Annotated in this window: 27 protein-coding genes and 2 pseudogenes; 13 read left to right on the top strand and 16 right to left on the bottom strand. The window is 65.3% G+C overall.

Features of this window, described 5'->3' with window-relative positions:
* The 4 genes and pseudogenes from ACK4IU_RS00820 to ACK4IU_RS00835 all read right to left on the bottom strand — a co-directional run.
* Window positions 1-137, bottom strand: a pseudogene (locus ACK4IU_RS00820) (IS5/IS1182 family transposase); the annotation flags it as partial.
* A 177-nt stretch (window positions 138-314) separates the two neighbouring features.
* Entirely contained in the window at window positions 315-1361 is a 1047-nt protein-coding gene (locus ACK4IU_RS00825) for a YeeE/YedE family protein (RefSeq protein ID WP_409730698.1), read from the bottom strand.
* A 23-nt stretch (window positions 1362-1384) separates the two neighbouring features.
* Window positions 1385-1750 (bottom strand): ArsR/SmtB family transcription factor, encoded by a 366-nt coding sequence (locus ACK4IU_RS00830; RefSeq protein ID WP_409730700.1) that lies wholly within the window; start codon window positions 1748-1750, stop codon window positions 1385-1387.
* A gap of 113 nt (window positions 1751-1863) precedes the next feature.
* Window positions 1864-2223 carry a thioredoxin family protein gene (locus ACK4IU_RS00835; RefSeq protein WP_409730702.1) on the bottom strand — a complete coding sequence of 120 codons (360 nt, stop codon included), beginning with the start codon at window positions 2221-2223 and terminating at the stop codon, window positions 1864-1866.
* An 84-nt stretch (window positions 2224-2307) separates the two neighbouring features.
* Between ACK4IU_RS00835 and ACK4IU_RS00840 the strand changes: the two genes are divergently transcribed.
* The 13 genes from ACK4IU_RS00840 to ACK4IU_RS00900 all read left to right on the top strand — a co-directional run bounded on the left by ACK4IU_RS00840 (window position 2308) and on the right by ACK4IU_RS00900 (window position 13792).
* Window positions 2308-3045, top strand: coding sequence for a cytochrome c biogenesis CcdA family protein (locus ACK4IU_RS00840; RefSeq protein ID WP_409730704.1), 738 nt, complete (start codon window positions 2308-2310; stop codon window positions 3043-3045).
* Window positions 3046-3057: 12 nt separating this feature from the next.
* Window positions 3058-3621 carry a SoxW family protein gene (locus tag ACK4IU_RS00845; RefSeq protein ID WP_409730706.1) on the top strand — a complete coding sequence of 188 codons (564 nt, stop codon included), beginning with the start codon at window positions 3058-3060 and terminating at the stop codon, window positions 3619-3621.
* 153 nt (window positions 3622-3774) lie between these two features.
* Window positions 3775-4200, top strand: coding sequence for a sulfur oxidation c-type cytochrome SoxX (soxX, locus tag ACK4IU_RS00850; RefSeq protein ID WP_409730707.1), 426 nt, complete (start codon window positions 3775-3777; stop codon window positions 4198-4200).
* Window positions 4201-4242: 42 nt separating this feature from the next.
* Window positions 4243-4662 (top strand): thiosulfate oxidation carrier protein SoxY, encoded by a 420-nt coding sequence (gene soxY, locus ACK4IU_RS00855; RefSeq protein ID WP_409730709.1) that lies wholly within the window; start codon window positions 4243-4245, stop codon window positions 4660-4662.
* A 17-nt stretch (window positions 4663-4679) separates the two neighbouring features.
* Window positions 4680-5009 carry a thiosulfate oxidation carrier complex protein SoxZ gene (gene soxZ / locus ACK4IU_RS00860; protein WP_409730711.1) on the top strand — a complete coding sequence of 110 codons (330 nt, stop codon included), beginning with the start codon at window positions 4680-4682 and terminating at the stop codon, window positions 5007-5009.
* A gap of 25 nt (window positions 5010-5034) precedes the next feature.
* Entirely contained in the window at window positions 5035-5898 is an 864-nt protein-coding gene (gene soxA / locus ACK4IU_RS00865; RefSeq protein ID WP_409730713.1) for a sulfur oxidation c-type cytochrome SoxA, read from the top strand.
* A 112-nt stretch (window positions 5899-6010) separates the two neighbouring features.
* Window positions 6011-7702, top strand: a complete 1692-nt coding sequence (gene soxB, locus ACK4IU_RS00870; protein ID WP_409730715.1) for a thiosulfohydrolase SoxB — start codon at window positions 6011-6013, stop codon at window positions 7700-7702.
* A gap of 17 nt (window positions 7703-7719) precedes the next feature.
* Window positions 7720-8982 (top strand): sulfite dehydrogenase, encoded by a 1263-nt coding sequence (gene soxC, locus ACK4IU_RS00875; RefSeq protein WP_409730717.1) that lies wholly within the window; start codon window positions 7720-7722, stop codon window positions 8980-8982.
* Window positions 8966-10333, top strand: a complete 1368-nt coding sequence (locus ACK4IU_RS00880; RefSeq protein WP_409730719.1) for a c-type cytochrome — start codon at window positions 8966-8968, stop codon at window positions 10331-10333. The genes soxC and ACK4IU_RS00880 overlap by 17 nt, the downstream gene beginning before the upstream one ends.
* 2 nt (window positions 10334-10335) lie before the next feature.
* Complete coding sequence (locus ACK4IU_RS00885; protein WP_409730721.1) at window positions 10336-11040, top strand: c-type cytochrome; 705 nt, start codon at window positions 10336-10338, stop codon at window positions 11038-11040.
* Window positions 11041-11092: 52 nt separating this feature from the next.
* Entirely contained in the window at window positions 11093-12355 is a 1263-nt protein-coding gene (locus tag ACK4IU_RS00890; RefSeq protein ID WP_409730722.1) for an FCSD flavin-binding domain-containing protein, read from the top strand.
* 62 nt (window positions 12356-12417) lie between these two features.
* Window positions 12418-13329 (top strand): MBL fold metallo-hydrolase, encoded by a 912-nt coding sequence (locus ACK4IU_RS00895; protein WP_409730724.1) that lies wholly within the window; start codon window positions 12418-12420, stop codon window positions 13327-13329.
* A gap of 28 nt (window positions 13330-13357) precedes the next feature.
* On the top strand, window positions 13358-13792 hold the full coding sequence (locus tag ACK4IU_RS00900) for a DUF302 domain-containing protein (RefSeq protein WP_409730726.1): 435 nt from the start codon (window positions 13358-13360) through the stop codon (window positions 13790-13792).
* 19 nt (window positions 13793-13811) lie between these two features.
* Here ACK4IU_RS00900 and ACK4IU_RS00905 read toward each other — a convergent pair whose 3' ends face one another.
* The 12 genes and pseudogenes from ACK4IU_RS00905 to ACK4IU_RS00960 form a co-directional block, all read right to left on the bottom strand.
* On the bottom strand, window positions 13812-14879 hold the full coding sequence (locus tag ACK4IU_RS00905; protein ID WP_409730727.1) for a YeeE/YedE family protein: 1068 nt from the start codon (window positions 14877-14879) through the stop codon (window positions 13812-13814).
* Between the two features lie 218 nt (window positions 14880-15097).
* Entirely contained in the window at window positions 15098-15499 is a 402-nt protein-coding gene (locus tag ACK4IU_RS00910; RefSeq protein WP_409730935.1) for a GNAT family N-acetyltransferase, read from the bottom strand.
* Window positions 15500-15540: 41 nt separating this feature from the next.
* Window positions 15541-16365: a hypothetical protein gene (locus ACK4IU_RS00915; RefSeq protein ID WP_409730729.1), complete on the bottom strand. Its 825-nt coding sequence runs from the start codon at window positions 16363-16365 to the stop codon at window positions 15541-15543.
* 136 nt (window positions 16366-16501) lie between these two features.
* On the bottom strand, window positions 16502-17410 hold the full coding sequence (locus ACK4IU_RS00920) for a glycosylase (protein ID WP_409730731.1): 909 nt from the start codon (window positions 17408-17410) through the stop codon (window positions 16502-16504).
* Window positions 17411-17486: 76 nt separating this feature from the next.
* Window positions 17487-18191 carry a WbqC family protein gene (locus tag ACK4IU_RS00925; protein ID WP_409730732.1) on the bottom strand — a complete coding sequence of 235 codons (705 nt, stop codon included), beginning with the start codon at window positions 18189-18191 and terminating at the stop codon, window positions 17487-17489.
* A gap of 34 nt (window positions 18192-18225) precedes the next feature.
* Window positions 18226-19335 (bottom strand): DegT/DnrJ/EryC1/StrS family aminotransferase, encoded by a 1110-nt coding sequence (locus ACK4IU_RS00930; protein ID WP_409730734.1) that lies wholly within the window; start codon window positions 19333-19335, stop codon window positions 18226-18228.
* A gap of 140 nt (window positions 19336-19475) precedes the next feature.
* Window positions 19476-20441 (bottom strand): glycosyltransferase family 2 protein, encoded by a 966-nt coding sequence (locus tag ACK4IU_RS00935; RefSeq protein ID WP_409730736.1) that lies wholly within the window; start codon window positions 20439-20441, stop codon window positions 19476-19478.
* Window positions 20438-21103 carry an FkbM family methyltransferase gene (locus tag ACK4IU_RS00940; protein ID WP_409730738.1) on the bottom strand — a complete coding sequence of 222 codons (666 nt, stop codon included), beginning with the start codon at window positions 21101-21103 and terminating at the stop codon, window positions 20438-20440. Before ACK4IU_RS00940 ends, ACK4IU_RS00935 begins: the two co-directional genes overlap by 4 nt.
* Before the next feature lie 153 nt (window positions 21104-21256).
* Complete coding sequence (locus ACK4IU_RS00945) at window positions 21257-22009, bottom strand: class I SAM-dependent methyltransferase (RefSeq protein ID WP_409730740.1); 753 nt, start codon at window positions 22007-22009, stop codon at window positions 21257-21259.
* 281 nt (window positions 22010-22290) lie between these two features.
* Window positions 22291-22401 (bottom strand): annotated as a pseudogene (locus ACK4IU_RS00950) (transposase); the annotation flags it as partial.
* 166 nt (window positions 22402-22567) lie between these two features.
* Window positions 22568-24943, bottom strand: coding sequence for a YbcC family protein (locus tag ACK4IU_RS00955; RefSeq protein WP_409730741.1), 2376 nt, complete (start codon window positions 24941-24943; stop codon window positions 22568-22570).
* Window positions 24944-24967: 24 nt separating this feature from the next.
* On the bottom strand, window positions 24968-26518 hold the full coding sequence (locus ACK4IU_RS00960; RefSeq protein WP_409730743.1) for a proton-conducting transporter membrane subunit: 1551 nt from the start codon (window positions 26516-26518) through the stop codon (window positions 24968-24970).
* Window positions 26519-26527 lie beyond the last annotated feature (9 nt).

Consider the following 26527-nt stretch of genomic DNA (forward strand, 5'->3'; position numbering starts at 1 on the left):
CGCGCTTTCCGGTGGGCGTGGCTCCCCAGATCATGGCGGGATCGAACCAGATCGTCAGCGAGCCGCGGCGCTTGAGCGCCTTGTTGTAGGCTGGCCAGTTGCGGGTCTTGTAGGCGGGGGGGTGTCGGTCTGCTCATGTGCCCCAGCTATCATGCTGGAGTCACGACATGAATCCCCTCAGGCGATTTGTGCAACAGAGCCGTCGCGGTCCTGAACCGCTTCACCGCGCTCGGAACGCCCGTCACAGAGGTCGCGGGATAAGTCTGTCCAGGGATGGGGAAGTTCCGGACATCAGCCGATTTGTGCAACAGAGCCTACTCAGGCTGGTAGCCCGCAATCAGCTGTCTCAGGCCAATCATGGCCCCGGCGGCGATGGCCGCAAGCGTCACCGGCCCCGACCAGGCCAGCGTGGCGAATCCGGTGACGCCCTGTCCGACCGAGCATCCCATCGCCACCACGCCGCCGATTCCCATCAGCGCCGCGCCGCCAACTTGGCGGCCGAGTTCCCGCGGGTCCTCGCAGGCTTCCCAGCGGAACAGACCGCGGATGGTTGAGCCGATCAGTGAGCCGGCCATCACCCCCACCACCGAGCCGACCGAAAAAGTGATGCCGCCGGCGGTCGAGGTCATCAGGAAGATGAGCGTCCGCCCGACCGGCGCGGTGAAGGAGGGGCCCTCGACCGCGACCTCGCCCAGGCTTTCGGCGGCGAGCCAGGTCGTGCCCAGGAAGCACCAGGCCACGGCCAGACCCGCCGCGACGCCCCAGGCGATCTGGCGCGGACTCTGCCGCAGCTCCTTGTGCGCCAGGCCCCAGGCCAGGAAGGCCAGCGCGATGCCGGCGATCACCAGGACTGGCGGAAGGCCCATCTGGCCGAGGTCGTGGACGATGCCCTGCGGCCCGGTCGCCTCGGGCTGCGGAAAGAGCATCACGCGCATCGGTGCCAGCGGGCCTGAGAGTGCTATGAAGCCGAAGATGCCCATGACCACGACCACGACCAGCGAGCGCAGGTCGCCGCCGCCGAAGCGGACCAGCGCGCCGAAGCCGCAGTTGCCGGCCAGCGCCATGCCGTAGCCGAAGACCAGCCCGCCAAGGATCGAGCCGAGCGCGTTCCATTCGAGACTGTGGTAGAAGGTGGCCGACAAGTCGATCAGCCCGGCCATCGCGCCGAACTGCGTGGTGAGGATCGCGACGGCCAGCACGACGCCCCAGAGCCGGAGCCGGGTCTGGTCGCCGCCATAGGTTGCCGATTCCAGCGCACCGAGCGTGCAGAAGTCGCCCAGCCGCGCGGCGAGGCCCAGAACCAGCCCGCCCGCAAGGCCCACCAGGGCCGCCAGCACGCCAATCGGAACCACATCCAGCATTCGACCTCCTCCTTGCCGGCTGTTCAGCCGTAGTCGTTCCTGTCGTAGAGCTGCGCGAGCAGTTCGATGATCGCCACAGCCTTCGGATCTAGCAGCGAATAAAAGATTGCCTGACCTTCGCGCCGGGCGCTGACCAGCCCCTCCAGCCGCAGTCGCGCCAGCTGCTGGCTGACGATAGCCTGACGCGCCGACAGAAGCTTTTCAAGTTCGGTCACGCTTTTCGGCCCGGTGCGCAGGCAACACAGGATCGTGAGGCGCCCGTCATGGCCCATGGCCTTCAGAAGAGTCGAGGCCTCCTCGGCGGAAGCGACCAGCCCGCGCAGGTCGGGAGCCGCGCCGTCCTCGGCGCTCTCTGCCAGTCCCTCCATCGGTGGAAGCGGCTTGTCCACCCTAATCCTGCCCCCGGCGTCTCCCGGTCGGTTAATGCTCTCACCCTGGCGAAAGGGCAACCCTTGTTCTGTTGCGGCGCGTCCGAGTCGCCCCGGGGCGCGTTCTTCTTGCCTCAGTTCGCCGCCGCCTCGGTAATCAGCCCCGCCAAAAGCGGCCAGAAGAAATCGGCGCCCGGATAGCCTTCGATCCGGCCGGTCTCGACGCCATCGGCCATCAGGACGAAGGTCGGGGTGAAGACCGGCGGCCGGTCCAGCGCGAGGTCGGGCGGCAGCGGCGCGCGCAGCTGGAGCCGGCGCAGGGGCGCGGCCTTGCCCTCGGTGGTCAGCGGGTACTGGGGCGCGATCTCCTGGTCCCAGGCGGCGCAGTAGACGCAGCCGGGCTGCTCGAACATCAGCAGTTCCAGGTCTGCCGCCGCCGCGCGAAGCGGGGCCAGGGCAAGGGCCAGAAGCGAAAGCAGAAGGCGAGCGGCCACGTTGACAGCCTCATAGAAACATAGAACTATCGTAATCTGCCTTTGCCCTTCCGGCAAGGCGGCGCTTCCCTGGGAGGAGGGGCGATGCTCGACATTTCGTTCGGGGGCGCAGCCCTGGCAGGGTTGTTGTCATTCCTGTCACCCTGCATCCTGCCGATGGTGCCCTTCTACCTGTCCTACATGGCCGGGCTTTCGGTGCGCGAGCTGCGCGATGGCGGGACCATCGCCCCGGGCGCGCGCGGGCGTCTGGTGGTGCAGGCGCTCGCCTTCGCGCTGGGCGTCACGACGATCTTCGTGCTTCTCGGCCTCGGGGCCACCGCTCTTGGCCGCAGCTTCGCCCAGTGGAAGGAGCCCCTGTCCTATGTCGCCGCCGCGGTGCTGATTCTCTTCGGGTTGCATTTCCTGGGCGTGCTGCGCATCGGCTTTCTCTACCGCGAGGCGCGGGTGGAAAGCGCGGGCAACCCGCGCACCCTGGCCGGGGCCTACCTGATGGGGCTTGCCTTCGGCTTCGGCTGGACGCCCTGCGTCGGCCCGGCGCTGGCGGCGATCCTGATGGTCGCCTCGGGGATGGGCGACCTGTGGCGGGGTGGGATGCTGCTCTTGGTCTATGGCCTGTCGATGACGCTGCCCTTCGTTGTGGCGGCGCTGTTCGCCGGACCGTTCCTGGCCTGGGTCGCCCGCCACCGCGCGCTGATGGGTCATGTCGAAAAGGCGATGGGCGTCATGCTGATCGTCTTCGGCATTCTGATCGCCACCAACACCGTGAACCTGATCGCCGACTGGATGATCCGCAATTTCGACTGGTCCGCGACCCTGACCTGACAGGAGACACCGATGCTGCGCCGCCTTGCACTTGCCGCCGCCCTTGCCCTTTCCACCCCGGCCCTTGCCGTCGAACTCGGTGACGACGGCCTGCACAAGCCGGCCTGGCTGCGCGAGACCTTCAAGGACCTGCGCGAGGACCTGGCCGAGGCCAATGCCGAGGGCAAGCGGCTGATGCTGATCTTCGAACAGCGCGGCTGCATCTACTGCACCGAGATGCACGAGAAGACCTTCACCGATCCCGCCATCGAAGCCCTGATCCGCGAGCATTACTTCGTGGTGCAGCTGAACCTGTTCGGCGATGTGGAGGTGACGGATTTCGATGGCACCGTCCTGTCGGAAAAGGCCATGGCGATGCGCTGGGGCGTGATGTTCACGCCCACGCTGATCTTCCTGCCCGAAGAGGTGCCCGAAGGCGCGACCACGCCCGAGGCCGCCGTTGCGATGATGCCGGGCGCCTTCGGCAAGGGCACGACCGAGGCCCTGCTGATCTGGGTGCGGGACCACGGCTACGAGTCGGGCGAGAACTTCCAGAAATTCGTCGCCGAACGCATGGCCGGCGGCCAGCAACCGTAGCTAAGGCGCTAGAAACATAGCAATATAGGTTTCCTGCTATATTTTTCTTGCGAGCCTTCCGAATTCGCCTCATAGTGTATGCGGAGGAATACAGGGAGGATGAGGATGACACGCCAGCCTTGCTTGGCGACAGCGTTTCTGCTGTCTCTCGCGATGCCAGCCCTGGCCGAAGTCGCGCCCAAGGACGTAGTCTACAACGAAGGCAAGGTCGAGGCGTCCCTGACCGGGACTCCGGGTGACCCGGCCAATGGAATCAAGGTGATGACGACAAATGCCCTGGGCAATTGCGTCGCCTGCCACACCATCGCGGCGCTGCCGGACGTGCAGTTCCCCGGCAACATCGCACCGCCGTTGGACGGCGTGGCCAGCCGCTGGTCCGAGGCCGAGCTGCGCGGCATCGTGGCCAACGCGAAGATGACCTTCGAGGGCAGCTTCATGCCGGCCTTCTACAAGACCGAAGGCTTCATCCGCCCCGGCAACGGCTACACCGGCAAGGCGCCCGAGGGGGATCTGCCCCCGATCCTGACCGGCCAGCAGATCGAGGATGTGGTGGCCTACCTTCTCACTCTCAAGGAATGACGGGCCGGACCTGACCGCCCACAGACAGACAGGAGATTTCCCGTGACCCTCAGCAGACGCAAAGCCCTGACGCTCGGCCTTGGCGGCATCGCCTTCGCCGCCATGCCCGGCCTGTCCGCCGCCGCGACCATCGAGGAACTGACCGCCGCCTTCACCGGCGGGGCGGCCCCCGGCACCGACGGCATCACCCTGACCACCCCGGAAATCGCCGAGAACGGCAACACGGTGCCGGTGTCGGTCGATGCGCCCGGCGCGGTGGCGATCATGCTTCTGGCTTCGGGTAACCCGGAACCGGCGGTTGCCACCTTCACTTTCGGCCCCGCCGCGGGCCGCCAGTTCGCCGCCACCCGCATCCGTCTGGCCAAGACCCAGGACGTGATCGCCATGGCCAAGATGGCCGACGGCTCGATCGTCCAGGCCCAGGCCACCGTCAAGGTCACCATCGGCGGCTGCGGCGGCTGAGAGAAAGGAGAAACACCATGGTCGAAGAAGTAAAACCCCGGGTGAAGGTTCCGAAATCCGCCAAGGCGGGCGAGGTCGTCACCATCAAGGCGCTGATCTCGCACAAGATGGAATCCGGCCAGCGCAAGGGCTCGGATGGCAACCTGATCCCGCGCCAGATCATCAACCGCTTCACCTGCGACCTGAACGGGGTGAACGTGATCGACGTCGCCATCGACCCGGCGGTTTCCACCAACCCCTATTTCGAATTCGACGCCAAGGTGGACGCGGCCGGCGAGTTCAAGTTCACCTGGTATGACGACGACGGCTCGGTCTACGAGGACGTCAAGCCGATCGAGCTCGGCTAGCGGTCGGCCAGGGGAGGAGAAAGCCATGCACCGCACAGCCACCGCCATCGCCGCGCTCGCCTGCGGGCTCGCCCTGTCGGGCGCGGCCCTTGCCGATCCGGTCGAGGACACGCTGGTCATCGACAGCGAGAACGGCCCCATCGAGATGGTGACGTCCGCCCCCGCGCCGGAGTTCCTGAAGGACAAGATGGATACCATCCATTCCGGCTGGCTCTACCGCGAGGACGAGACCCGCGATCTGGAACGCGACGATTTCGACAATCCGGGTATGGTCTATGTGGACCGGGGCCTGGATCTGTGGAACTCGGCAATCGGCAAGAACGGCGAAAGCTGCGCCGGCTGCCACGAAGGCCCGGAAAGCATGGCCGGCCTGCGCGCGGTAACCCCGCGGGTCGATGAAAAGACCGGCGCGCTGATGACGGTCGAGAACTACATCGACAAATGCGTGACCGAGCGCATGGGGCTGGAGGCCTGGAACTGGACCGGCAACGAGATGAAGGACATGCTGGCGCTGATCTCGATGCAGTCGCGCGGGATGATCGTCAACGTCGCCATCGACGGCCCCGCCGCCCCGTTCTGGGAAAAGGGCAAGGAGCTTTACTATACCCGCTTCGGCCAGCTCGAGATGTCCTGCGCGAACTGCCACGAGGACAACCAGGGCATGTTCATCCGCGCCGACCACCTGAGCCAGGGCCAGATCAACGGCTTCCCGACCTACCGGCTGAAGGACGCGGGGATCCTGTCCGCCCAGCAGCGCTTCGTCGGCTGCGTGCGCGACACGCGGGCCGAGACATTCAAGCCCAACTCGGACGAGTTCAAGGCGCTGGAACTCTTCGTGGCCTCGCGCGGGAACGGGCTATCGGTCGAAGGCGTCGCGGTGCGGCACTAGGCCATCCGGGTGGCCGGTCCATCGGTCGGCCGCCCCTCACAACGGAAATGACGGGACGGCCCGCCTGACGCGCCTGCGCGACCGGGAGAGCTTTCCGAAGGGAGTGAACGGGATGATTACCCGGCGCGAGTTTCTTCAGGCATCCCTTGCCGCCTCGGCGATCTACGGGGCGTCGGGCTTCGGCAACTGGTCGCGGCTGGCCGCGCAGCAGGCCCTGACCCAGGACCAGCTTTTGCAGTTCGACGATTTCGGCAACCTGACGCTGATCCACATCACCGACATCCACGCCCAACTGCGGCCGATCTGGTTCCGCGAGCCGGAATGGAACATCGGCGTGGGCGAGGCGAAGGGCCAGCCGCCGCATGTGGTGGGCAAGGCCTTCCAGGAGATGTTCAAGATCGCGCCCGGCAGCCCCGAGGCCTATGCGCTGACCTACGAGGACTTCGCAGCCCTTGGCCGCACCTATGGCCGGATGGGCGGCATGGACCGGGTGGCGACCGTGGTCAAGGCGATCCGCGCCGCGCGGCCCGAGAGCCTCCTTCTGGACGGCGGCGACACCTGGCACGGCTCGATGACCAGCTACCTGACCGGCGGGCAGGATATGGTCAACATCATGAACGCGCTGGGCGTCGAGGCGATGACCAGCCACTGGGAATGGACCTTCGGCACCGCCCGGGTGCAGGAGATCGTGGAAAGCCTGCCCTTCCCCTTCCTCGGCGCCAACATCTTCGATGCCGAATGGGACGAACCCGCCTTCGAACCCTACAAGATCTTCGACAAGGCGGGCCTGCGCGTCGCGGTGATCGGCCAGGCCTTCCCCTACATGCCCATCGCCAACCCGCGCTGGATGTTCCCCGAATACAGCTTCGGCATCCGCGAGGAACGGATGCAGCAGGTGGTGGACGAGGTCCGCGCCGAGGGCGTGGATCTGGTCGTCGTCCTGTCGCACAACGGCTTCGACGTGGACAAGAAGATGGCTTCCCGCGTCACCGGCATCGACGTGATCCTGACCGGCCATACCCACGACGCGATCCCCGAACCCGTGCTGGTCGGCCAGACGATCCTGATCGCCTCGGGAAGCCACGGAAAGTTCGTCTCCCGCGTCGATCTGGACGTGCGGGACGGCAAGATGATGGGTTTCCGCCACAAGCTGATCCCGATCTTCTCGGATGTCATCACCCCCGACCCGGAGATGGCCGCGTTGATCGAAAGCGAGCGCGCGCCCTTCAAGGCGGACCTGGAAGAGGTTGTCGGCCAGACCGAGAGCCTGCTTTACCGGCGCGGCAATTTCCAGGGCACCTGGGACGACCTGATCTGCAACGCAGTCCGGGCCGAGCGCGACGTGCAGATCGCGCTGTCGCCCGGCGTGCGCTGGGGCGCCTCGCTTCTGCCGGGCGATGCGATCACCCGCGAGGACATCCACAACGTCACCAGCATGACCTACGGCCAGGTCTACCGGACCGAGATGACGGGCGAGACGCTGAAAACCGTCCTTGAAGACGTGGCCGACAACATCTTCAACCCCGATCCCTACTACCAGCAGGGCGGCGACATGGTCCGGGTGGGCGGCATGGGCTTTGCCTGCGACGTGTCGAAACCCATCGGCGAACGGATCAGCGACATGGTGCTTCTCGACACGGGCGAGGCGATCGACCCCGCCAAGTCCTACACCGTGGGCGGCTGGGCCAGCGTGAACGAAGGCACCGAAGGGCCGCAGATCTGGGACGTGGTGGAAGCGCATATCCGCAAGCTGGGCACCGTCCGGCTCGAGCCCAACCCCTCGGTCTCCGTGACCGGAATCTGAACAGGAGAGTTCGCCAGATGACCGACGAACCTGCAACCAGCCGCCGCGCCTTCCTGGCCGGCACCGCCGCCGCCGGGGCGGGGCTTGTGGCCACAGCCGCCACCGCTCAGACAGCGCCCGATCCGCTGATCACCGAGGTCCAGCCCTGGGCTTCGGCCTTTGGCGATCCGGTGGACGCCACGCCCTACGGCATGCCGATCCATTTCGAAAGCCATGTGGTGCGGCGCAACGTTGAATGGCTGACCGAGAGCCCGGTCAGTTCGATCAACTTCACGCCGATCCATGCGCTGGAAGGCACGATCACGCCGCAGGGCTGCGCCTTCGAGCGGCACCATTCCGGCGCGATCGAACTGTCCAAGCAGGACTACCGGCTGATGATCAATGGGCTGGTCGATCGTGAACTGGTGTTCACCTACGACGACCTGATGCGCTTCCCGCGCCATATCGCCATCGCCTTCTGCGAATGCGCGGCCAACGGCGGCATGGAATGGGGCGGCGCGCAGCTGGAGGGCTGCCAGTTCACCCAGGGCATGATCCACAACATGGAATACACCGGGATCATGCTGCGCGACCTTCTGGCCGAGGCGGGGGTGAAGCCCGAGGGCAAGTGGGTCTATGTCGAGGGGGCGGATGCCTCGTCCAACGGCCGCTCGATCCCGATGGAAAAGGCGCTGGACGACGTGATGGTCGCCTTCTTCGCCAATGGCGAGGCCCTGCGCAAGGAACACGGCTATCCCGTCCGGCTGGTGGTGCCGGGCTGGGAAGGCAACATGTGGGTCAAGTGGCTGCGCCGGATCGGGGTCTATGATCAGGCGGTGGAAAGCCGCGAGGAGACCTCGAAATACACCGACCTGATGCCGGACGGCCGGGCGCGGAAATGGACCTGGGTGATGGATGCGAAGTCGGTCATCACCTCGCCCTCGCCCCAGGCGCCGATCCGGCACGGCAAGGGGCCGCTGGTCATCACCGGGCTGGCCTGGTCGGGGCATGGCAGGATCACCGGCGTCGATGTCTCGGTGGACGGCGGCAACACCTGGGTTCCCGCCCGCATCACCGGCGAGGCGCGGTCGAAGGCGCTGACGCGGTTCCATTACGACATGACCTGGGACGGGCAGGAGATGTTCATCATGTCCCGCGCCATCGACGAGACGGGCTATGTCCAGCCCACCAAGCAGGCCCTGCGCGACATTCGCGGGCTGAACAACGTCTATCACAACAACGGCATCCAGGTCTGGTGGGTGCGCGCCGACGGAGAGGTCGAGAATGTCGAAATCGCCTGAGTTCCCGACGATCCTTCTGGTCACCGGCTGGGCCACCGCCGCGACCATCGCCACCGTCCTTTTCGCCACGACCGGCCCCAGGGAGCAGCCCACCCCGGCGCCCGCGCCGGCCGTGACCGCCGCGGCCACGCCCGAAGCGACGGCAGAGCCGCCGGTTGCCGCCGTGGCCGAGGCGCCTGCCGAGCCCGCACCTTACGGGGCGGCGTCGGCGGAAACCATGCCGGCACCGGCCGCGGCTGAAACGCAGGCGGCTGCTCCGGTCATGGGCAAGCCGCTGGGTCTCGGCCGTCCCGCCCTGCCCGAAGAGGTCGAGGCCTGGGACGTGGCCGTGCTGCCCGACGGCACCGGCCTGCCCGTCGGTTCCGGCGATGTCGAAACCGGGGACGCGGTCTTCGGCGAGAACTGCGCCTCCTGCCACGGCGACTTTGCCGAGGGGCTGGACGCCTGGCCGGTCCTGGCAGGTGGTGCGGGCAGCCTGAAGGATCCCCGCCCGGTCAAGACCATCGGCAGCTACTGGCCGCACCTGTCCACCGTTTTCGACTACGTCCACCGCTCGATGCCCTTCGGCGGCGCTCAGACGTTGTCGGTGGACGACACCTACGCGATCACCGCCTTCCTGCTGTATTCCAACGGGCTGGTCGCGGACGACTTCGTCCTGTCGAACGAGAACTTCACCGAGATCGTCATGCCCAACGCCGAGGGCTTCTATGTCGATGACCGGCCGCAGACGGAATATCCGCTGTTCTCGGCCGAGCCCTGCATGGAGAACTGCCGCACCGAGCCGCCCAAGGTGACCAAGCGCGCGGTCGAGCTGAACGTGACCCCGACCGATCCCGACGGCAAGCCCGCCGGAACGCTGCCGGTGATTACCCTTGCCTCCACCGGGGCGACGGCAGAGCCCGCCCCCGAACCGGCCGAGGCCCCCGCGACCGAGGTCGCCCAGGCCGAGGCCGCGGCGGAACCGGCCACCGAGGCCGCTGCTGCCGAACCGGAGGCTCAACCGGCGGCTGCGGCGGGCGGCGCCGATCCGGCTCTGGTTGCCGCGGGTGAGGCGGTGTTCAAGAAGTGCTCCGCCTGCCACAAGGTCGGAGAGGGCGCGAAGAACGCGGTAGGCCCGGTGCTGAACGGCATCGTCGGCGCGCCGATGGGGCAGGTCGAAGGATTCAAGTATTCCAACACCCTGGCCGAGATGGGCGCCGCGGGCGGCATCTGGGACGATGCCTCGCTGCATGCCTTCCTCGAGAACCCCAAGGGCTTTGTGAAGGGAACCAAGATGTCCTTTTCAGGTCTCAAGAAAGCCGAGGAGCGCGACGCGGTGATCGCCTATCTGTCCACATTCACCGACGACTGACCATGCGAAGGTTCCTTGGCCGGCTTGCCCTCTGCATTGCCCTCGGCCCCGTGCCGGGGGGCGCCGAGGCGATCGGGGATTCAGAACGGGGGGCGGAGCTGTTCACCAGGCAATGCAGCGCCTGCCACCAGATCGGCGAAGGCGCAGTGAATCGGGTCGGACCCAGGCTGAACGGCATCTTCGGACGTCACGCTGGCAGCCTGCCGGATTTCACCTACTCGAAGTCCATCGCCCGCATGGGCGCCGATGGCCTGGTCTGGACGCTCGAGACGCTGGATGCCTACATCGCCAATCCCAAGGCGCTGGTCTCGGGCACACGGATGAACTATCGCGGCATGGCCGAGGCGACGGATCGCGCCGACCTGATGGCCTATCTGCGCGCCTATTCCGACCGGCCGCAGGACATTCCTGAATCCGAACCTACCGCCCGCAAGACCGACCCGGCGCTCTCGCCCGAGATCCTCGCGATCCAGGGCGACCCGGCCTATGGCGAATACCTCGCCTCGGAATGCCAGACCTGCCACCAGGCCGACGGGTCCGACCAGGGCATCCCGTCCATCACCGGCTGGCCGGCTGAGGATTTCGTGGTGGCCATGCATGCCTACAAGCAGAAGCTGCGCCCGCATCCGGTGATGCAGATGATGGCCGGCCGCCTGAACGACGAAGAGATCGCGGCGCTGGCAGCCTATTTTGCCACGGTTCAATGAGAAGCGCGGGTCAACCGCGCGGGAAGACGCAACCCAAGGGGAGGAGAACCCGATGCACCTGAACAGACGCAATTTCCTCGGCACCGGCATGGCCGCCAGTGCCCTGCTGACCGCGCCCACCGTCTGGGGCCAGGCCAAGCCCAAGGTCGTGGTCATCGGCGGCGGGGCGGGCGGGGCCACGGCCGCGCGCTATCTCGCCAAGGACTCGGGCGGCGCGATCGAGGTCACTCTGGTCGAGGCGAACCCGGTCTACACGACCTGCTTCTTCTCGAACCTCTATCTCGGTGGTTTCCGCGACTTCGAAAGCCTTCAGCACAACTACGACAAGCTGGCCGGCGGCGGGGTCACCGTCATCAACGACATGGCGACCGGCGTCGAGCGCGCGGCAAAGACCGTCACGCTGGCTGGCGGGCAGGTGCTGCCCTACGACCGGCTGGTCCTGTCGCCGGGCATCGACTTCAAGGACGGCTCGGTCCCCGGCTGGTCGCTGGACGCGGCCGAGAAGATGCCGCATGCCTACAAGGCCGGGCCGCAGACCCAGCTGCTGAAGAAGATGGTCGAGGAGATGCCCGAAGGCGGCGTCTTCGCCATGATCGCGCCCCCGAACCCCTACCGCTGCCCGCCGGGGCCCTATGAGCGCATCAGCATGATCGCCCATGTGCTGAAACAGAAGAACCCGACCGCCAAGATCATCGTCGCCGACCCGAAGGAGAAATTCTCCAAGCAGGCGCTGTTCGAGGAAGGCTGGAACAAGCATTACGCCGGCATGGTCGAATGGATCGGCCCCGACTTCGGCGGCGGCAAGGTCGAGGTGCGCCCGGACACTATGGAGGTCGTGATCGACGGCGAGGTGACCAAGGTCGATTGCTGCAACGTGATCCCCGGCCAGATGGCCGGCAAGATCGCGGCGCTGGCCGGGGTCACCGACGACTCGGGCTGGGCGCCGGTCGATCCGGCGACGATGAAGGCCAAGGCGGACGAGAACGTCTGGGTGCTGGGCGACAGCTCGGCGCAGGGCGACATGCCCAAGTCGGGCTTTTCGGCCAACAGCCAGGCCAAGGTCGCCGCCATGACGATCCGGGGCGAACTGACGGGGTCCAAGACCTTCCCGGCCAAATATTCCAACACCTGCTGGTCGCTGATCGCGCCGGACGACGGGGTGAAGGTCGGCGCCTCCTATGAACCGACGCCGGAAAAGATCGCCTCGGTCGAAAGCTTCATCTCCGAAACCGGAGAGGACGCCGCCCTGCGCAAGGCGACCTACGAGGAATCCCTGGGCTGGTATGCCGGGATCACGGCCGACATGTTCGGCTGAATTCTTCCTCCCAGACTGGCGGGCGCCCGACGGGACGCCCGCCCTTTCACAAGGATCTCCCCATGCTGACCCGCCGCCATCTTCTGACCGCCACCGCCGCCGCGCTTGCCGCGCCGCTGGGGGCAAGGCGGCTCTGGGCCGCCAGCACGCTGACGCTGGGCGAGGTGCAGATCGACACGCTGTCGGACGGCAACCTGGTGCTGCCGGGCAACTTCATCCTCGGCGGCATGCCGCAGGAGGAGATGCAGGCCATCGTCGCGAAATACGGCCTGCCGACCGACCAGCTGACGCCCCCCTGCAACGTGACGCTGCTGCGCGACGGCACGAATACGGTGCTGTTCGACGTGGGCGCGGGCCCGGATTTCCAGCCCTCGGCCGGCAAGCTGATGGAGGCGCTCGATGCGCTCGGCCTGACGGTCGAGGACATCACCCATGTCCTTTTCACCCACGGCCACCCCGATCACCTCTGGGGCCTACTGGACGAGTTCGACGAGCCGGTGTTCCCGAACGCCGAACACATGATCGGCCAGGCGGAATTCGATTACTGGACCGACCCGGGCACGGTGGTCTCCATCGGCGAGGCGCGGACGACCTTTGCCGTGGGCGCTGCACGGCGGCTGGAGGCGATTGCCGAAACCGTGCGCCTTCTGGCCGACGGGGAAGAGGCCGTGCCCGGCGTCACTGCCCGTCTGACCCCCGGTCACACGCCCGGCCATCTGGCCTTCGAGATCGCCGGTCCGACCCCAGCGATGGTGCTGGGCGACTGCATCGGCAACCATCACGTCGCCTTCGAGCGGCCCGAATGGCCCAGCGGCTCGGACCAGGATCCCGATCTTGCCGCCGCGACGCGGGTCGCGCTTTTCGACCGACTGGCCAGCGAGGGCCATGCGATCATCGGCTACCACCTGCCCGAAGGCGGCATCGGCCGTGTCGAACGGGCGGAAAAGGGCTATCGTTACAGCGCCGGGGCCTGAGTCCCGGCCCGCAGAGAGAGGTGCCGCCATGAGCAGACTTGCCGCAACCGTCCTTGTCTTCGCCCTTGCCAGCCAGACGGCGCTCGCGCAGGACGCCACCACCTATCCTTTCGACGGCAGCTTCGAGGATGCCACCTTCGCCGTGGAATCGGCCATCGTGGACCGGGGGCTGGTGATCGACTACCGCAGCCATGTCGGCGAGATGCTGAACCGCACCGGCGCCGATGTCGGCAGCGAGGTGAAGATCTACGACCAGGCGGACGTATTCCTGTTCTGCTCGGCGGTGCTGTCGCGCAAGGTGATGGAGGCCGATCCGATGAACATAGCGCATTGCCCCTATGGCATCTTCGTCACCGACCGCGAGGGTCAGGTCGCCGTCGGCTATCGCCATCTGCCCGAGGGTGCGATGCAGGAGGTGCAGGGCCTTCTGGACGAGATCGCGCGCGAGGCGACCGGGCAGTAGGGCTGGAGCAGCAGGGCGGTCAGGCCGGGACGCGCTGGCCGAGGCCGCCCTGATCGACCAGCCAATCGGTGACGCCCGCGCCGACCCACATGCAGAACAGCGCCAGCCAGGCGGTTGCGACGAAGATCGACCCGCCGGTCACGCCCGCGCCGATCGCGCAACCCCCGGCCAGCATCGCGCCGAAGCCCATCAGCGCCGCCCCGGTCATCGACCGGCGCATCTGGCCCTCGCCCTCGAAGCCCTGGAACTTCAGCTCGCGCCCCCAGGCCGCAGCCAGCAGCGCGCCGAGGAACACCCCCGGCACCAGACCGATGTCGAAGTCGAGCTCCGGGTTCTCGGTCAGGAAGAACATCAGCGTGTTGGCCGAGGGACCCGAGAAGGTGGCCGAGGTCACCGCCATCGGCTCGAAGGCGACCTGCGCGAGGGAATAGGTCAGCACCCAGCCCAGCGCAACGGCAAAGCCCACGCCCGAGGCGAAAACCATGGTCGAAAGCCCCAGCCCGTTGCGGCGCACCAGCACGAAAGCCAGGGCAGCGATGGCCATTCCCAGCACCAGACCCGCGGCATCGGGCAAGCCGAGCGCCGTCAGGAGGTTGACGTTCGCGCCCCCCGGCGTGACCCAGAGCCCCGCCAGCCACCCGCGAAGCGGAGCAAGCCAGCCGTGCAGCGACATCTGCGCCACCACGGCGAAGATCAGGCCCGACACCACCGACCTGAGGTTCCCCGTCGCCGCCAGCACCAGGAGCCGTCCGGAGCACCCCCGCGCCAGCACCATCCCCGCGCCGAACATCAGCCCGCCGATGATCGCACCGGACCAGGAACCGGCCACCGCCATCATCCGAGCCTCGCCAACATCGAAAAGGCCCGACAGCGCCGCCCCCTGCACCCAGATGAGCGCCGTCGAGAAGGCCAGCAGCCAGACCGCCACCCTTTGCCCCAGCCGGCCTCGGGCGAACTCCACTGTCGCCGCGCGCAGACAGAACTGCGACCGCTGCGCCGCCACGCCGAACACGACCCCGGTCAGAAGGCCGAAAAGCGCGGCCAGCGTTGCCTCGTCAACCAGTTCAAGCAGAGAAAGCACGTCCATTGCGGTCCTCCGATCATCCATTTACGCCAGTTCGATCCCTGCTGCCTTGATCCACATCAGTCCGAGCGGAAAAGCCGGACCGGAACCGGGCCAAGACGGCAGATGAAGTGCCCCCCGGGAGGGGCAGGTCATCCGAGATGACCGCTCGCTCTGTGGATCCTCGCAGATCCACCTTGGCATATCGACTCCGTCGGCGGGCTGTCACATCATCAGCGCCGTCAAATTCGCAACCGCATACTTATCGACCCGTCTTCAGACTGAGCCGTCGGCCGAAATCCTAACGCTAAATACAGATGCATAGCCCTGACCGCCCTGCGATCAACCTCGAGGTGCATGCTCGAGAAACCCAATCCGACGACATGCGCGATTGCAAACTGCATTAACCTGCGGGCGATCCCTTTACCGGCATGGCCCGCGAGAACGCTGACATTGCTGACGAATGCACCGTCTTCATCCTTTGAGTTGCAATAGATTGCAACAAGTCCGACAAGGTCGTTGCCAACCCACGCCTCAAATCGAACAGCATTGTCGAAAAGCTTGCGAGAGTAATCTTCCAGATTTACACGCGACGACAACGGTGGCTGAAAAGCATCATCATGGGCCTGCAAGTGTCGCAGCACATCTGTCAAACTAGACCGATCAATGTCAAAATCCGGACCCATTACAAGGCTAGCTCGACTGCGCCAAACCCCCACCGTCCAAAGCTGTTGCCATTGTAAAGGACATAGGGTCGGCCACCAGACACTGTCAGATGCGGATAGCACTGCATGTCGCTATCCCAGTCACCAGGCTGCCCGGTCAATCCGAGCGCCGCATCATCCCGGGTCCAGCCAACAAGGTCGGAGGAATAGGCATAACCGATGCGGTATCCTTTGGTCGGATCTGTACGAAAGCCGAACACATCGCGATAACAGAACACCATGTGATAGAGACCGGACCAACGGATCACGCTTGGCAGGGCCTGGCATTCGTTCGGTCCGATCCGGTCAGGCAGAATCTGGAGTCCGTCTTGCTTTGTCCAGTTCAGGCCATCCGGCGAGATCGCGTGGCCGATCTTGTAGACTCGGTCCGGGGCACTTCGGTCGTTTTCCCTCATCCAGCGCTGACCGAACATGTACCACATGTGAAAACGGCCGTCGGCCTTCAGCACAAAGGCATCGCCGACCAGAAAGGGCTCGTTCAAGGATGGACCCAGGATCGGCCCTGGACCAAGCCTGCGAAAGGTCTCGCCTTGATCGTCGCTGACGACGAACCCGACCGCCGTATCCACCGACACCGACCTGCGCCGGTTCCAGCCGCAGGTATAGCCCCAGATCTGGTTGCCCTCGCGGATGACGTTGATCGGGAAGATGCCGTGTTCGTCGAAGGTACCAAGATCGCCGAGCGGCAGAACGGTGTGGTCGGACACGCGCAACACCGAGGAGAAATCAGGCGTCATGTCGGTGAATGCGACATGGCTACGAAAACTCGCGCCATCGGTGTCCATGGATCGAGTTGAGAAATAGACGCGGGTGAAGTTGTCAAATTGCAAGGTCTGGGGACTTTGAGCAAACTCTTTGCATCCATTTGGCAGAGTATGCCCTGTCGGATCGAAGACCTTGCCAAGTCGTCGCCGTATCACGTCATGCCCCCCAGGTCAGTGCTGTCTTCAGACGGGCCAGGCCAAAACCTTCACGCCCGACTCCGTTGCCGAGATAGGCCATGTAAGTGGTGCCATCGAGGTGAAACACATGCGGATAGCTTATCATTTCGCTGTCCCAACCTGTCTGCGAAACGTCGATCCCAGCGCGAGCATCGTCGCGGGTCCAAGCTGTCAGGTCAGTACTGTGCGCATAGCCGATGCGGTATCCGCGGGCGTGACTGCGATACCCTTCGCTGTACCGATAGCAAAAGAACATGTGATAGCTGCCATCGGCAAAAAAGACATCGGGACTGGCCTGCGCCTCGTCGTTTTCCAGAACGGTTTCGATCAGATTTCGGTTCAATTTCGTCCATGAAAGCCCATCGATGGATGTGGCCATACGGATGCGGTAGACGGGTTCAGGCCGCCCTTCGACGACTTTCCAGGACGTCCCAGCGATGTAGAAGAGGTAGTACAGGTCGTTGAAGCGCCTGATCTTCGGGCCGCTCATCACAAAGGGCTCGTTCAGGGAATACGGGATAACCGGACCCGGCCCAAGTCGGTGGAAGGTGAGACCGTCGTCAGTGCTTTCCGCGCAGCCGATGGCAACGTTGAAAGGAACCGAGACGCACCGTGTCCATCCACCGTAATAGGCCCTTATCGTGTTGTGATGGCGGATGACTGAAACAGGATAGGTTCCGAATTCGTCGAACGTGCCCAGTTCCCCCAAGGTCAGAATCGGATCGTCGGCCACCCGAAGGACGCGGGTCGGGTCCGCCCGATCAAGATCGACATAGGCGGAATAACTTACGTACTGCCCCGCAGCATCGGCAGGCGGACGGCAGGAAAAGTAGATGCGGACGAAGTCGTCGAACAGCAGCGAGGCAGGGGCCTGAGCGAACTCACGCAACCATGGGCGCCCCGAAATCTGTTTCGGGTCGAAAACCTTTCCTAGCTTCTCCCACAGAAAGGGTTGCCTGGCTGGATCAATCGACAAGCTCTGCGGCCTCCAGCATCGTGGACCGGATGGTCTCGGGTGCATTGAACATCATCACATCGAGAATCGACAAGGACGGCACGAAGCCGGATCCGAATTGCTTGTACGGCGGCAGGCTTGGTTGCAGGAACTTCAGCTCTAGCCCGTGGGCGCGGAAATGCTCACTTGAATAGAGCGCCCGTCCTCCGGGAGGGTTCACATAGGTGCTTGCACCCGTGCGGCGGCAGATATCGATCACCCGATCGACACCGCGCAAAGAAGGGGCACCTCCCTCGACATCGCTTGAAACCTTGATTGGCGTCGCAATGCCCAGATGATCGCAGCACTGCCTGAGCGCGTTGTGGATGACATCGAACAGGTTGGCACCACGGTAGTTCAGCAGGCTTTCGATCAGTGGAAAGGTGCGGTCGAACTCTGGCGCTTTGCGATAGGCTCCCGCTATTTGCGCACTGAGGCTAGACGGTTCGAAGCTTTCAGCAAGTTGTCGGTCGCGAACATCCAAGAAGTCCGACGCCTTCTGCAACGGAAGCGTGAATGTGACCTTCTCTCCGTCACGCAGCATCTGGTTTCGGTTGATCCAGCCCTTCTTGGTGTACTGGATGGTATCGTAGATGACAAAGCAGTCCACCGCCGCAATCAGCTGAAAATACCCAAGATAGGGCAGAAAGTACGGCTGCATGATCGCGGTTTTCATATGAGCTGCGTCCCGTCACAAACTGGTGGATCGATCAGGACGGTTGCAACAAGGCCAGAATTCGGTCTACGGCCACCTGGTCGAGATCGGGATAGATCGGCAGACACAGGACCTGTTCCGCCATCATCCGGGCAATCGGCAGGTTTTCGGCACGGGCACTGGGAAGGTCGCGGTACATTTCGAAAGCGGTGATCAGCGGATAGAAGTAACGCCGCGGATGAACGCCGTTTGCCTTCATGTGATGGTAAAGCTCATCGCGGGTCCGGGGATACTCCGGACGCACGAGGATTGGAAAGTAGGCGTAGTTGGGCGTGACACCGCCAAGCTCCGGAGCAAGGTAGTCCAACCCCTCGATCAGGTCGATTCCCGCTCGATAAGCCTGGGTGATTTCGCCCCGGCGATGGATGACTGAATCGATGTGCCTGAGCTGGAGCAGACCAAAAGCGCAGTTGATCTCGCTCATCTTGCCATTGATCCCGGTGGCGACCACGCTGGTTTCACCGTCGTGACCAAAGTTCTTCAGTTTGTCGATCTGATCCTTCATCGCTGCCGAGTGCGAAACGATCGCCCCACCTTCGAAGGTGTTGAACACCTTTGTCGCGTGCAGGCTCAGCGTAGAAAGATCACCATGGTTCAGGATGCTGCCAGACACGTCCTGCACGCCGAAGGCGTGGGAAGCATCGTAGATCAACTTCAACCCGTGCCGCTTCGCAATATCGGCGAAGGCCTCAACTTTGGCTGGATTTCCGTAGCAATGGACGGGGAGAATTGCCGTTGTCCGAGGCGTTATGGCGGCTTCTACCCGGTCCGGGTCAAGGTTAAGGCTGTCCGGCTCGATGTCGGCAAAGACCGGGGTCTGACCGTTCCAGAGCACGGCATGGGACGTGGCCACGAACGAGAACGGAGTAGTGATGACTTCACCTTCTCCAGCCAGCATCTGCAGCGCCGTTACCAGGGCGATGGTCCCGTTGTTGAACAACGAAATGTGGGAGACACCCAGATACTCCGCCAGTTGCCGTTCCAGTTCGGCGTGATAGGGGCCACAGTTCGTGAGAATGCCATTGTCCCAGATCTGCTGAAGGTAGGGGGTGAATTCCTCTAGTGGAGGAAGGAATGGCTTGGTCACGAATATGGTCTTGGTCATTCTTTGACTTTCTTATTCCTGCACCATCCCAATCGAGCCTCAGGACAGATCTAGGTCAGTTGTTCAACAGGCGCCAGTTTCCGAACTGGCACCAGCAACCTGCGCGGCAGAAAATCGCGAGGTCAGCCCCTGTGATGCCCCTAGCCGGGCCTTTTCTTCCTGCTTAGCCCTTTCCTCCACTTGGTGAAGGCCTTTCGCCAACGCTTCAGACGTAGGCCGAGGGGGGCTGAACCCGACTTGTAGTACCTTAGCGCGCCGGGCCCGATCAAGTTGTAGTGCGCCTGTGCGTCCAGCATCGCGACATCGTGCGCGCCGGCGTCGCCCATTTCGGAATGGTAGGCGGCGATATGAAAGCGGGCGATTGCGGTTGTCAGGATCTGACGTTCGCGCCCTTGCATCGAGATCAGTCCGGACGCATGCAGCCTGTAGTTCGCCGGCAGCAGGTCGGGAAGATAGCGGGCCTGACCATGATAGCCCAGCATCGCCCAGACCAGGAGGTCTCCGATTGTCGAGGTGCGGACGAAAAGCGAGACCGGTCGGCCGCGGTAGATGTTTCGAAAACACGCGGTCAGAGTGTTGATCGGAGGCGCTGTCTTCAACTCCTCAGGGGTCAGGTCATGCTGAACACCGCCTTGGTAGCGCACTTCGGCCCCGGATGCGTCAACTCCGCGGACGGACCCGAAAGTCAGCACGGTCCCGGGTTCGGCGTCCAGAACGGCGGCTTGCCGCGCCAGCTTGTCTGGATCGGCCCAGTAGTCGTCGCCGTCGCAGATTGCCAGGTAGTCGCCCCGTGCGGCGGGAAAGACATGAGAGAAGTACGGGTTTACCCCCTTGGAATACAGGTTCTCCTGCATAAGGATCGTTCGAAAGATCGTCGGATGGCGTTTGGCGTAATCTTCGATTATGGCCGCGGTCCGGTCGGTTGACGCATCGTCGTAGATCACGACTTCAACCCTGAAATCGCAACGCTGGTCCAGAAAGCCCTCAAGGCATTGGGCGACGAAGGCTTCGTGGTTGAAGGCGATGCAGCAGATCGTCAGCTTGACCGGTTCGTCCGCCTCGAACACCCGGTCTCGCAAGGCCGGGATCGCTTGTTGACTGGTCATTGATAGTGCGTCGCAGCCGCCGCCAGCTCGGTATCCTTCCGGACGAACACGGCTTCGATCAGCCACAACACCCCGAGCCGAGGGCTGCGATTGAGGTCGGTGATGTCGAACAGCCGAAACCCCATCTCATCCATCCTCTGAAACACGACCGCGGCGGTGTTCGGATAGGTCGGACAGGCGACGGTAGCCTCAATGAGCACGATCGTTGCCCTCGCTATCGTCGAGGGTGCACCGTCCAGAACATTCAGGTCCAATCCTTCTGCGTCGATCTTGACAACTTCGGGCTGACCGAAGGTTGACGCAAGCATTGCCGTATCGAGGCGGCAGATCTCTACTTCGCCCTGAACCATGCCCTGCGCCGCGGCTTCGCTGGCACTGTAGATGAAGCTGGAACTGTCGTCATGCGGATGGAAGGTGAATGGAGCGGTGCCGTCAAAGTCGCCCAGACCTTTGTAGTGGATGGCAACCCGATCATCAGCAGCGAGATCCCGATGGTGATCAGCAAGCTTCTGCTGCGGCTCGAACATCGTGACTTTGGCAGAGGGAAATGCGGCCAATGCTGCCCGCGTCCAGTTGCCATGATTTCCACCCACATCGATCAAGTGACCCGGCCGCAAGCCAAGAGACTTCAGGGTTTCAAACAGTCGATCCGTCTCCGACACCCGGTGAGGTTTTCGACGCCCAAAGCCCCAAACCATGCTTAGTACTCCGCCTGTGGTGCCCGATCTTGGGTCAATGACGCGATGGCACGGTGAAGTCTTGGCGGTTCGGGTTGGAACGGTCAAGGGGCCGGGACCCTGTGCGCCACGTTGTTGTCACCTGCCGGATTCGCAAACCAGGAAGATACTTGCGCAAAGGTCCGGATACTGCTGACCAAGCATGAAGCATCCGTCCAGATACTCGCTGGAAACGATATCGGTCGCAAGCAGGCGGTCCCACTGGAAGTTTGCCAAAGCCTTGAAGAATATACCTGACCGGTGCACGATATGAAGGCCGGCGGCGCGTGCGTCGCGCTCAAGAGTGTCCAGGCTGTAGGTGATACGATGGCCATGCGCCTCTTCCGCGGGAGTTATGGCAGCGTTGTGTGAAATCAGCCCCATCTTGACGGCGATCTGACGGGAAGGCGCGTTAGCGTTCGGGCAAACAAGGAAGAGCCGACCGGTTTCTGTCAGCCACTCGTCACGAACCCGCCGCAACACGCCAACAGGGTCGTCGAGGTGCTCAAGCACATGGGTAAGCAGGATGTTGTCGTATCGACGCGGCAGTTGCACCGTTTCAAACATGCCGTGGATCAGGTTGATGTGACCTGGCAAGGTAGCGCGAGCTTCCTCAAGCGCGAGCTTTGACGCCTCGACACAAGTGATGTCCGTGAAGCGCTGCAGCAAACGGCGGGTGAAGTCCCCTTTGAAACTTCCCAACTCCAGCAGCGATCCATCGCGGAAAAGGGGTTCAAAGGACCGCAGCATGTATTTGTGCATGACGTCGAAGTCGAAGTTGTAGGCATATCTGTGATCCGCCGTGTCCTTGAACTCGGCATCATAGTCACGCTTTACGGTCAACAGCGTCATCCTTCCGGCCAATAGTATCATCTGGGAAAATGCGGATCGCGTATAGGATCATACAGCGCTCCCTCAGCAAGCGGAGTTGGCAGCCTACTTGCGACCTTGATACCGTCATCGGTTGACGCAGACAAGCGGCAGCGCGTCCCGACCGATCTTTGCCGGCTTCTGCGCGGCAGGATCGTCAGTCAGCCCTTGCACACCAAAGCCCCCGAACCAGCTGCGCTTCATCTCTGTTCCTCTCGGTTGGGCCAGAGCCTATCTCAAATCGGGTTGGGCGCAGGGGGCAACGTCACAGGGCCAAGCCCATGATTCCGGCAAAGCTCGGAAGTGGGCAAACCCGCCTCCTGTTCCTCGGGCATCCCGATGATTTGCGCCGTGGTGAAGCGGATTTTCCTCATGTCGTCTGCTCCTTCAGGTCGGGCAGGCCCTACTGCACAGCAAGGGAACTCCCGCGGGGGCAGGTCAGCCGTATTGGAGCGGCCGACACGCCCTCGCAGGCTGGAAGCGGCGCACCCGCCTATGCATTGCGGTGCATTGTACCGAACGCAACCTCAGGCGACAGTTTCATGCCGCCCAGGAAATTTCGGCCACCGGGGTCCAGGTCAGCCCTGGCCGGTAGCGTGCCGCGATCCGGCCGTCTTCCAGCGCGAAGAGGTGCAGCCAGCCGTTGTCGAACAGCTCGCGCACGCCGGGGTGGCGGGACAGGATCTCGGACATCGCGGATCGGGGCGCCTCGATCATCACCGACAGGCGCAGCGGCTGGTGCGCGGGCCTCTCGCCGTCATGGATGGTCTGCCAGGGCAGGCCGGGGCGCAGCACCCCGCCGTTGCCCTGCACCACGCCGATCCCGCCGACCACGTTGTGGATCAGCTTGTTGCCGCCGCCGAAGGCCGTGGGCGCGACGGACGAGCCGTAGTATTGCAGGCTGATCCAGCTTGCCACCACCACCGGCGCGGTCAGGATCAGTTCCAGCGTGGCAAAGCCCTGATCGGCCTGCCAGTCGTAGCTGTGCAGGAAGGCACGCCCCTGGAGGTCGGCCCCGGCAGTCACCGCGCGCGGGGCGGCGATGAAGGCCGCGCAGCCCGCAAGCCCCCATTCCGGCCGCACCTCGGCCCAGTCGCGCGCGCGGGCGGCGATGGTCAGGGCCGTGGCCCCGGGCAGGCGGCCGGCGCGTTCGGCCCGCGCTGCCTTGCCCGCGCGCATCAGCCAGTCCTTCGCCGCGGCAATGTCGGCCGCATGGGTCGGGGCGGGCGCATCCTCGTAAAGCGTGACGCCGTCGGTCGTGGTGTCGTGCAGCCCGGCCAGGAACAGCGTATCCGCGGGCAGATCGATCCCCTGCGCGGGCAGGCCGGCCCGCGCCTCGGGGTCGTTCAGAAGCGAGGCCAGAAGCCGCGCCGAGACCTCGCCCGTCTGCCCGCCGCAGGCGCCGCAGTGATAGGCGCTTGCATGCGGGTTGTTGGTCACATTGGCCCCATGGCCCAGAAGCAGCACCAGCCGGGCATGGCCCCGAGTCAGGCTCATGGCCTTCAGGACCGCCGCCGCGGTCGCCGCCTTGGCCTCGGCCGACAGCCCGCCCTCGAAGCGCGGCGCGGGAGCGGGCGCGGGCGGCTTGGAAAGCCCAAGTGCATCCTTCACCAGCTTCGCGCCGTAGAAGGGCCCTGCCGCCTCGACGAAGGCGAAGGACGAGACGGCCGCCTGCCGGAACCGGCCCCAGGCGCGGGTCGCGCGGGCGGCGATGCGGGTGGCCTGTTCCACCTCGGGCGCGGCCTGAGCGGTCGAGGTCAGCGCGGGGGTCAGCAGCACCGGCAGATGCGCCGCCAGCTCGTCCGTGCCCTGCGCCCTGTGCGCGAGGGGCAGGCCGAAGAAACCGGCAAAGCCGATCGTCGCGATGCTGGGGTCCAGCGACTCGAGCGCGCGGCGGAAGACTTCCGAACGCACGTCGATGCAAAAGGCGGCCTGCAGGGCGGGCCGGCCGGTTTCGGCCTTCGGTCCGGCCAGGACAGCGGCCAGGCGGCGCTGGTGGGCGCGTTCGGCGGCCTCCTGCAGGATGGCGTCGATGACCTGATCCTGCGTCGGTGCGACCGGCGCGGCATGGGCGGCGACGGTCGCGGCCCAGTCTCCGGCGACGGATGGCGCATGGTCGAGGAGCGCCTCTTCCCAGACCAGCCGGATCGCCAGGAGGTCCGCCGCCGTGGAGTCGGTCTCGCCCTTCAGTTCGGCCTCCCACAGAAGCCAGCGGGCGTGCTGCGCCCAGCCGCCGAGGTCCATCAGCAGCCGGTGGAAGGCGGTGGGAGCGGCGGCCTCGTCGATGCCCAGACGCGAGGCGGCGCGCAGGATCGCGCGTTCGGTCGTGTCGGGGGCGGCGGCGACATGGGCGCAGAAGCCCGAAAGGCCGGCGATTTCCGGCGTCAGGTCATGCGTCGCCCATTCCCGCCAGGCCGCGAATGCCCCCTGTCCCGGCGCGGGCGTCCACAGTGCCTGGCCCCGGTCGAACCGCCCCGCGGCCCAGAGCCCGAAGGTCCGCGCGATCACTGCCGGCCAGTCGGTCCCGCCGGCGCGGGCGGCCAGGTCGGCCAGCGTGGGCAGCGCCTGCGGAGCGGGCGGACTGGCCAGGAGCCGCGCCTTCAGCAGCGCGAGGTCCGCCGGCTTCAGGGCCGAGCGGCAGGCGATCAGCGCCTCGGCCAGGTCGTCGTCGTTGATCCGGCCCGCGGCGATCTCGGCCGCAAGCTCGGCCCGCGGCCGCAGGATCGAGACCCCGGCCACGCGGGCAAGGCGCGCGGCGGCGGTGGCAAGGTCCTCGCCCGACTGGCCGAGGAAGGGGTTGACCGCGACCGTGGCCGAGAGCGGGAAGGCGGGCGGGATGGCGCGCACGGCGGTCTCGGCGGCGCGCAGGATCCCGGCGATCCGGGCGGGGGCGATGTCGATCTGCTGCATGAACATGGGAATTCTCCTGCCGGAAGGGGATCAGAGGCTGCGCGGGGTCTTCAACCCGCCGATGGCGCGGTCGAGCAAGGCATTCAGGTAAAGCCCGTTGGCCAAATGCACCCGCAGGCCCGCCGCCGCCGGGTGATGTGCCCAGTGCGGAAACAGCGCCTGCGCCACCGCGACCAGGCCGAAGGACAGAAGCGCCAGCACGATCAGCGCCCATTCCAGGGCTCCGGCCTCGGGCACCGCCGGCAGGCTGCCGCCCCAGAGCGCGAAGGCGATCTGATGGAAGGCGAAATACGCCACCGCCGCGCCCGCCGAGGCCGCCGCCGTGCGCTTGGTCAGTGCCGCGGGCGCGGCATCGGCCAGGCCCTGGGCCACCAGGTAGGCCACGCCGAAGACGAGGATCAGCCCCAGCGCAAGCGCCTGCGGCGTCTTTTCCCCGGCAATCAGGGTGAAGCCCGCCGCGACTGCGCCGTAAAGGGCGACCGCGATCAGGAAGGCGCGGGCGACCGCCGCGATCCCGGGCACCGCCACCGGACCGGGCCGGCGCACGGCGGACACGGCCTCGACCGCTCCGCCCGAGGCGAGGAAGGCATGGGCCTTGTAGAGCGAATGCGCCACGATGTGCAGCAGCGCAAGCGCCCAAAGCCCCAGCCCGCATTGCAGGAGCATGAAGCCCATCTGCGCGACCGTGGACCAGGCGAGCGCCGTCTTGACCGCGGCCTGCGTCAGCATGACCACCGCCCCGAACAGCGCGGTCAGGCCCCCGATCATCACCAGCGCGGCCATGGCGCCGGGGCTCGCCTGCACCAGGTCAGACAGCCGGATCAGCAGGAACCCGCCCGCGTTGACGATGCCCGCATGCAAGAGGGCCGAGACGGGGGTCGGGGCCTCCATCACCTCGGTCAGCCACCCGTGCAGCGGGAAGGAAGCGGTCTTGAGCGCCGCCGCCAGGACCAGAAGCGCCACCGCGACCTTTGCCGCGACCGGCAGCCCCCCCGCCGCCGCGGCCGAAATCGCCGCCAGATCGGCGGTGCCGAAGGCCTGCCACAGAAGGATGCCGGCCAGGATCACCGCCGCATCGCCGGCCCCCCAGACCAGGGTAAACTTTGCCGCCGCCCGCCGCGCCTCGGGCCGGTCGGGGTAGAACAGCAAGAGCTGCCGCAGCCCCAGCCCGACCGCGACGAAGGCCGCGGCCAGCACCGCTAGACTGCCCGACTGCACAAGGATGAGAACGCAGGCAAGCGTCGCCAGCATCAGCGCATGGAACCGCCCCTCGCGCGCCTCGCCGTCGAGATAGCGCCGGGAATAACGCACGACCACCCAGCCCACGAAGGCGACCAGCAGGCCCATCGTCGCGCTGATCGGATCGAGCGCCAGCGACAGCGCCAGCGGCCCCGACCCGAGCGTCAGCGCCGCCGGCCCGGCGACCGCCAGCCAGACGACGCCCGCCGCCGCCAGCACCAGCGCCAGAAGGGCGGCCGCCTCGGCCAGGGCGGGCACGGCTGCGGGGCGGCGGCCCGGACGGGTCGCGGCCAGGCCCGCGACGACGAGGAGCGGCAGGGGGGCAAGCAAGAGAGGGTCCATCGGGCGGTC

The organism is Tabrizicola flagellatus (genome assembly GCF_046295235.1).
Lineage (GTDB): Bacteria > Pseudomonadota > Alphaproteobacteria > Rhodobacterales > Rhodobacteraceae > Tabrizicola > Tabrizicola flagellata_A.